Below are 8443 nucleotides of genomic sequence, written 5' to 3'. Positions count from 1 at the left end.
CGTAGAGATGCATTTTTTGTGACAATGGTAGAACCTTTTCTGAACCATACGCATAGCGTATGGTTTTCTTTTCATAAATAAAAAATGCACTGAGCAACATCTTTTGTTGCTCAGTGCATTTAGATGATTCTTATCATTTCAAATAAGAATGTGTTAATCAACGTATATAAGTTAAAATTGGTTTGGATAAAATGATATCTATCGTTGTGTATTGTTTGTTTTTATAGTTCGCGACGACGTCCAGCTAATAACGCTGCACCTAACGCTAATGATAATCCACCAAATACAGTTGTACCGATGAATGGATTTTCTTCACCAGTTTCTGGTAATGCTTGAGCTTTGTTAGCATCTGCATGGTTTGCTGGTTGCTTCTTATCAACAACAAGTTCTTGACCAGGTTTGATCATGTTTTTATCAGCTAATTTGTTATCTGCAGCAATTTTGTCAGCAGTAGTGCCGTTTGCTTTTGCAATGTCATTTACTGTATCACCAGGTTTAACGACATGTACTCCGTTGCCGTCTTCTTTACCAGGTTTTTTGTTGTCTTCTTTACCAGGTTTGTTGCCATCTTCTTTACCAGGCTTGTTGCCGTCTTCTTTGCCAGGTTTGTTGTTGTCTTCTTTACCAGGCTTGTTGCCGTCTTCTTTGCCAGGTTTGTTGTTGTCTTCTTTACCAGGCTTGTTATTGTCTTCCTCTTTTGGTGCTTGAGCATCGTTTAGCTTTTTAGCTTCTGCTAAAATTTCTTTGCTCACTGAAGGATCGTCTTTAAGGCTTTGGATGAAGCCGTTACGTTGTTCTTCAGTTAAGTTAGGTAAATGTAAAATTTCATAGAAAGCATTTTGTTGTTCTTTGTTGAATTTGTTGTCAGCTTTTGGTGCTTGAGCATCATTTAGCTTTTTAGCTTCTGCTAAAAGGTTAGCACTTTGGCTTGGGTCATCTTTTAAGCTTTGGATGAAACCATTGCGTTGTTCTTCGTTTAAGTTAGGTAAATGTAAGATTTCATAGAAAGCATTTTGTTGTTCTTTGTTGAATTTGTTATCAGCTTTCGGTGCTTGAGATTCATTTAACTTTTTAGCTTCTGACAATAGGTTAGCACTTTGACTTGGGTCATCTTTTAAGCTTTGGATGAAACCATTGCGTTGTTCTTCGTTCAAGTTAGGCATGTTCAAGATTTCATAGAAAGCATTTTGTTGTTCTTTGTTGAAATTGTTGTCAGCTTTCGATGCTTGAGATTCATTTAATTTTTTAGCTTCACCTAAAACGTTAGTGCTTTGGCTTGGATCGTCTTTAAGACTTTGAATGAAACCATTGCGTTGCGCTTCGTTTAAGTTAGGCATGTTCAAAATTTCATAGAAGGCGCTTTGTTGATCTTTGTTGAAGTTATTTTGTTGCGCATCAGCTTTTGGAGCTTGAGAGTCATTAAGTTTTTTAGCTTCACCTAAAACGTTAGCACTTTGGCTTGGATCATCTTTAAGGCTTTGGATAAAACCATTACGTTGATCAGCGTTTAAGTTAGGCATATTTAACACTTGATAAAAAGCATTTTGTTGAGCTTCATCGTGTTGCGCAGCATTTGCAGCAGGTGTTACGCCACCAGATATAAGTAATGTACCTAAAGTTACAGATGCAATACCTACACCTAGTTTACGAATTGAATAAATGTTTTTCTTTTTCAAATTAATACCCCCTGTATGTATTTGTAAAGTCATCATAATATAACGAATTATGTATTGCAATACTAAAATCTATATTTATAATTAAATTTAAATGTAAGTTTTACAACTTATAAAATAAATATTTTGCTCAAAGATTTATTCAGGAAGTAAAAGGCTTAAAACCGCAAAATCACGCTATTTCGATTAATAAAAACAGATAAAATATAGAGATATTTTTTATAATGAAAGCGTTTTAATGTATATAAGTTAAAAAATATTTTTAAGAATAAAGTGGGGCTTTGAATGTGCTGAGGTTTAATTTCGGAAATGGTTTTAAGAGATATAGAAAATAGAAAGTTGTTCATAATGTGCTGAGGTTTTATTAAAAAATAGAAAACACAAGTGCACTTTAGAATACAGCACACTTGCGTAATAGAGATATTATTCAAAAACAAGATGTAAATGATCTTTATCTGCTAATAATTGATTCACTTGAGCTAATAATTGTTCAGCATGGTCTTGCTGCGCGTCATTCATATGAATTAAAATTTTTCTTTCATCTTCAGTTGAGCGTTCTTTTATTAGATAGCCTTGCTTTTTTAAATTATTGAGAGCTCTAACAGTTTGAGGGTATTTATGGTGGATTGTTTCAATTAAATCTTTAAGAAGAACGATGTTTTTATTTTGAGAAGTGATAATAGCTAGAATTGTGAATTCTACAAAACTTAATGTTATATGCTTTTTGATAATATTCTTGAAATACATTGTATACATCATCAAGTTTAGAAATTCTTTACTATCTTTTGGTATCATCTGTGATTCACTTTGATCTGCAAGGTTAAATTGTTTAATGATTTGATCAAACAATTTAACACGTTCTGCAATTTTCTCTCGTTGTTCTTCAGATATTGAAATGTAAGTATTACGCTCGTCAATTTTACTTCGAACTTTACTAATATATGAATGTTTCACAAGTACTTTTATATGCTGTACTAAATCTGATTGTTTATAACATAAATCTGAAACAATCTTCTTAAATGGAAGTGTGTTTTCTTGCTGATGAAATAAATAAGTCAGTAATATAAATTCTTTTATAGTCATATCGACTTCAGGCTTGACTTTTTTCTTAAAACGAAACATATATGCTTCAATGATTATAAAATCTCTAATTTTGTCATGGTTATTATATTTTATTGTTTTATCTCCTTGTATATGCACTTTATTTTAATATAACACAATATAATAAGAAAAATAATCCATAATTTACAATTAAAAATAATATGATATTTTTGTTAAAATTTGTGTTTTTGAATAAATGACATTATCAAACACTATATTTAAATAAGAAATAGCTATCGATATTTGAAAAATCGAAGAATATTGATTGATATTATAGAATATGAGTCGGTGTTATTTGTATATAAAGTATTAATATGTAATTAAGAAAGTCGACGCTTGTTAACATTAACAACAACTATATGTATAAAAAAACCTCGCAACTGTTAGTTAGCTGAATCATTTTGCTAACGTTGTTGTGAGGTCATTTTGTTTTAATAATATCATTATAACTTTTTCACGGTTAATAATAAGTATATGAAGAATGGTGCACCAAACGCAGCAATGAATACACCTGCCGGCACTTCTTTAGGCAAGAATAGGGTGCGTCCAATTAAGTCTGCAATAACAATTGATATGGCACCAATCATTGCTGACATTAGTAACTTTTTAGCATAACTTCCGCGAACGATTGTTTTCGCGATATGTGGTGCGATTAAACCGACAAACCCAATGTTACCTACTAAACTGATTGCCATAGATACGAGTATAGTAGAAGTGATTAATTGGATTAGTTTCATACGTTGCACATGTAAGCCTAAGCCAATCGCTACAGGGTCATCAAGTATAGATATTTTCATTTTTGGTATAACAAGAAATAACAACGGCACAACAGCTAAAATAACCATACCCAAAATGATTGTATCTTTAAACGTAGCACCGTAAAGACTTCCGACTAGCCATGTATATGCTTTGGCAGCAGATAATTGCTTCGTTGTAATGAGTAATCCTTGGACAAGCGCAATAAACAACGTTTGCATCGAAATACCGATGATTATGAGTGTTGTCGGGCGTATTTGTCCTTTCGTTTGAAACACTAATAGTATCATCATTGCAACTGCGCCACCTAATACTGCAAATAGTGGAAGTAAATGTATCGTTAAATGGCTGAAAAATGCAATAAAGACAACAGCACTTAAGCTAGCACCACCTGTGATTCCGATAATATCTGGTGAGGCAATTGGATTTTTCAATACATTTTGTAACATTAAACCACTCATCCCTAGTGCGGCACCAGCTAATATCGCAAGTGTAATGCGAGGTAAGCGTAATACTTCTAAAGTGAATTGATCTATACTGTCATTTGGATTTATAAAGTACATCAGTACGCGTTGTAATGGTATAAAGCTTGAACCAATCATCATACTTACCACTGAAACGATGGCTAAAAAGATTAACGCGAAGATGAGATGGTAATTGTCTTTTTTATTAATCTTTTCGGTCATAAGCGTTGACGTCCTTTCTTCATAATATAGATTAAGACAATAGCGCCAATGACAGCGGTAACGACACCGATAGGCAACTCTAGTGGCTTAATTATTATACGAGCAACAATGTCTGAAATGATCATTAGGATTGCTCCAGCTAATGCAGTAAAAGGAATTAAATACTTATAGTTTGGTGGCAATAATCGTTTACTAATATTCGGTACGATAAGACCCACAAAGACGATTGATCCAGCTACGGCTACCGAAATACCGGCTAACATACTGATAAGCATAATAATCATCCATTTGATTAATTTTATGTTTTGACCGAGGCCGGTTGCAATGTCGTCACTTGTCATCAAGATGTTGATGTGTGCAGCCATGCTAAATGCAATTAAAATAAGTATCAATACAAGCGGAATAATCCATGGGATATCCCAAATGTTACGTAATGAAACGGAGCCACTCAACCAAAATAATAGGCCTTGTAAGTCTGTTTCGTTCATAATAAGTATGCCTTGAGTAAAGGCTGTAAATAGCATCGCAATCGCAGCACCTGCCAAAATGACGCGATGAGGTGAAAATAGGGTTTGTCTAAACATACCTAGTGCAACGACTAAGACTGTAACAACAATAGCCCCCAAAAATGCGATGACAACAATCATTTTAAAAGATTGAATTTGGATAAATGTAATACTAAAGATGACAAAAAATACTGCGCCTGCATTGACACCGAAAAGCCCTGGTGATGCTATTGGGTTTCGTGTAAGTGCTTGCATCAACAAACCTGAGACAGCAAGGGCAGCACCAGTCAATAACGCAATGATTGTTCTCGACGCCCGTGCACCAGTGACAACATCATGTAAATCGTTTTCACTATCAAAGTTGAATAACGCCTGTATCACCGTACCTGGTGACACAAGCGTATTTCCAATCATTAAACTTAAGATAGCTACTATTGCAAGACATAAACCAGCAATAACGATTTGGTATTTTGGTTTAAGTAGCATCGTAAAACTCCTTAATTATTTTGATTGTTTTTCAATATTTAACTTTTCATATAAATCGTCAATAAGTTTTAATGATGATTTATATCCGCCAGCTAAGTTCCAAGTGATTTCATCTAAATCATCAGATACTTGGTTGTTTTTAACTGCGTCTAAATTTTTCCACTCTTTACTTGAAGTCCATTCGCTTTCAGTCTTTTTAACTAATGCAGCATCTTTCGCATTTGGATCTGATTTTACTACAAAAATATGATCAGCGTTCATTAATGGAATGCTTTCTTTAGATGTAAGTTGGATAATATCTTTACCATTATCAACTTGTTTTTGTAAGTCTTTATTACGTTTGAATCCTAAATCATTTAAGATTTCACCAGCATATCCACCAGCATAAATTCTTGTATGATCAGCACGGAAGTTAACAACTGAAGCTTTCAATGGCCATGCATCTTTATACTTTGCTTTTGCATCTTTTTGGAATGCAGCTACTTTATCATCGTACTTTTTAAGTAAATCTTCAGCTTCTTTTTCTTTCCCTAAAGCTTTCCCCATTAACTTAGTTGTATCTTTGAATTTGAAAACTGTATCAGTAGAAACTGTTGGTGCGATTTTAGATAATTGATCGTAAACTTTTTCATTTCTAACTTTTGACGCGACAATTAAGTCCGGTTTTAATTTAGAGATTTCCTCTAAGTTAGGCGCAGGTTCTTGACCTACAATCTTAGTATCTTTTAAATCATTTTTTATGTATTCGAATTTCGGTTTTTGTGTCCATGATTCTACAGCACCTACAGGTTTAACACCTAAAGATACAGCGACGTCAGTGGCACCTTGATATAGCGTAACAACACGCTTTGGTTTCCCTTTAATTTCAGTTGTACCCATTGCATGTTTAATTGAAGTTGTTTCCTTATCTTTGTTATCAGATGATTGCTTATTTGAATTCCCACTACATCCTGCTAAAACAAGTAGGAAAGCAAGCGTAACAACAAGCATTTTAATTACTTTATTCATTGACTAATTAGCCTCCTTCGTGATGTATGACAATGAGAATCATTATCACGGTTTAGTATGAATTAAATTTTTTCCTAAGTCAATAAAATATTTATGATTTACATGCAACTTATAATTATTTGACATATAAATGCATAAAAAATATAATCCTAATTACTTGATAGTGAGAATCATTATCAATTAGGTAACACACAATATTATAGAATTTTAAATTTGAGGAGGAAGCGCTTTTGATTGAAAAAAGTCAAGCATGTCACGATTCATTGTTAGATTCTGTAGGGCAAACACCTATGGTTCAACTTCATCAACTATTTCCGAAACATGAAGTGTTTGCAAAGTTAGAGTATATGAATCCTGGAGGCAGCATGAAAGATCGACCTGCCAAGTACATCATTGAACATGGTATTAAACATGGTTTAATCACTGAGGATACACATTTAATTGAAAGTACTTCTGGTAATTTAGGCATTGCGTTGGCAATGATAGCTAAAATCAAGGGATTAAAACTCACGTGTGTTGTTGATCCTAAAATATCACCAACAAATTTGAAAATTATTAAAAGTTATGGTGCCAATGTAGAAATGGTTGAAGAACCTGATGCACATGGGGGTTATTTAATGACTCGTATTGCAAAGGTGCAAGAACTGTTAGCCACTATTGACGATGCATATTGGATTAATCAATATGCGAATGAGTTAAATTGGCAATCCCATTATCATGGTGCAGGCACAGAGATTGTTGAAACAATTAAGCAACCTATAGATTATTTTGTCGCGCCAGTCAGCACGACAGGTAGCATTATGGGTATGAGTAGAAAAATAAAAGAAGTGCATCCAAACGCACAAATTGTTGCTGTTGATGCGAAAGGGTCAGTCATTTTTGGTGACAAACCTATTAATAGAGAATTACCTGGTATCGGTGCTAGTCGTGTACCCGAAATATTGAATAGATCAGAAATTAATCAAGTGATCCATGTAGATGATTATCAATCTGCTTTGGGCTGTCGAAAACTGATTGATTATGAAGGTATATTTGCCGGAGGTTCAACAGGTTCGATTATTGCAGCGATTGAGCAGTTGATAACGTCAATTGAAGAAGGTGCAACAATTGTCACGATTTTACCAGATCGAGGCGATCGTTACTTAGATTTAGTTTATTCAGATACATGGTTAGAAAAAATGAAATCAAGACAAGGAGTTAAATCAGAATGAATAGAGAGATGTTGTATTTAAATAGATCAGATATTGAACAAGCGGGAGGAAATCATTCACAAGTTTATGTGGACGCATTAACAGAAGCATTAACAGCGCATGCGCACAATGATTTTGTACAACCGCTTAAGCCGTATTTAAGACAGGATCCTGAAAATGGACACATCGCAGATCGAATTATTGCAATGCCAAGTCATATCGGTGGTGAACACGCAATTTCAGGTATTAAGTGGATAGGTAGTAAGCACGACAATCCATCGAAACGTAATATGGAGCGTGCAAGTGGTGTCATTATTTTGAATGATCCAGAAACGAATTATCCAATTGCAGTTATGGAAGCAAGTTTGATTAGTAGTATGCGTACTGCAGCAGTTTCAGTGATTGCAGCTAAGCATTTGGCTAAAAAAGGATTTAAAGACTTAACAATCATTGGTTGCGGGCTAATCGGAGACAAGCAATTACAAAGTATGTTAGAGCAATTCGATCATATTGAACGCGTGTTTGTTTACGATCAATTCTCTGAAGCATGTGCACGCTTTGTTGATAGATGGCAACAACAGCGTCCGGAAATTAATTTTATTGCGACAGAAAATGCTAAAGAAGCAGTATCAAATGGTGAAGTAGTCATTACATGTACCGTAACGGATCAACCATACATTGAATATGATTGGTTACAAAAAGGTGCATTTATTAGCAACATTTCTATCATGGATGTGCATAAAGAAGTCTTTATTAAAGCTGACAAAGTCGTAGTAGATGACTGGTCACAATGTAATCGAGAAAAGAAAACTATTAACCAATTGGTGTTAGAAGGTAAATTTAGCAAAGAAGCACTTCATGCTGAACTAGGACAACTTGTGACAGGTGACGTACCAGGACGTGAAGACGATGATGAAATCATATTACTTAATCCGATGGGTATGGCTATCGAAGATATTTCAAGTGCTTACTTTATTTATCAACAGGCACAACAACAAAATATTGGGACAACATTGAACCTATATTAAGAATGCGAG

The 8443-nt window shown here is 34.2% G+C and carries 7 protein-coding genes; 2 read left to right on the top strand and 5 right to left on the bottom strand.

What is annotated here, in order from left to right; all coding sequences use genetic code 11:
- Positions 1-221 precede the first annotated feature (221 nt).
- From spa to sirA, 5 genes are all read right to left on the bottom strand, one after another.
- Positions 222-1676 carry a staphylococcal protein A gene (gene spa, locus ACXQH5_RS13030; RefSeq protein ID WP_000728687.1) on the bottom strand — a complete coding sequence of 485 codons (1455 nt, stop codon included), beginning with the start codon at positions 1674-1676 and terminating at the stop codon, positions 222-224.
- Positions 1677-2096: 420 nt separating this feature from the next.
- Positions 2097-2849, bottom strand: a complete 753-nt coding sequence (gene sarS / locus ACXQH5_RS13025; protein ID WP_000876750.1) for an HTH-type transcriptional regulator SarS — start codon at positions 2847-2849, stop codon at positions 2097-2099.
- 368 nt (positions 2850-3217) lie between these two features.
- Positions 3218-4216, bottom strand: coding sequence for a staphyloferrin B ABC transporter permease subunit SirC (gene sirC, locus ACXQH5_RS13020; protein ID WP_000136629.1), 999 nt, complete (start codon positions 4214-4216; stop codon positions 3218-3220).
- Entirely contained in the window at positions 4213-5208 is a 996-nt protein-coding gene (gene sirB, locus ACXQH5_RS13015; protein ID WP_000924997.1) for a staphyloferrin B ABC transporter permease subunit SirB, read from the bottom strand. Before sirB ends, sirC begins: the two co-directional genes overlap by 4 nt.
- Before the next feature lie 15 nt (positions 5209-5223).
- Positions 5224-6216, bottom strand: coding sequence for a staphyloferrin B ABC transporter substrate-binding protein SirA (sirA, locus tag ACXQH5_RS13010; RefSeq protein ID WP_001045111.1), 993 nt, complete (start codon positions 6214-6216; stop codon positions 5224-5226).
- 230 nt (positions 6217-6446) lie between these two features.
- Between sirA and sbnA the strand changes: the two genes are divergently transcribed.
- Both sbnA and sbnB read left to right on the top strand, forming a co-directional pair.
- Positions 6447-7427: a 2,3-diaminopropionate biosynthesis protein SbnA gene (sbnA, locus tag ACXQH5_RS13005; protein ID WP_000570804.1), complete on the top strand. Its 981-nt coding sequence runs from the start codon at positions 6447-6449 to the stop codon at positions 7425-7427.
- Complete coding sequence (gene sbnB, locus ACXQH5_RS13000; protein WP_001078458.1) at positions 7424-8434, top strand: N-[(2S)-2-amino-2-carboxyethyl]-L-glutamate dehydrogenase SbnB; 1011 nt, start codon at positions 7424-7426, stop codon at positions 8432-8434. The genes sbnA and sbnB overlap by 4 nt, the downstream gene beginning before the upstream one ends.
- The last annotated feature ends 9 nt before the right edge of the window (positions 8435-8443 follow it).

The organism is Staphylococcus sp. SA22 (genome assembly GCF_054165785.1).
This window is presented reverse-complemented; position numbering and strand designations above follow the sequence as displayed.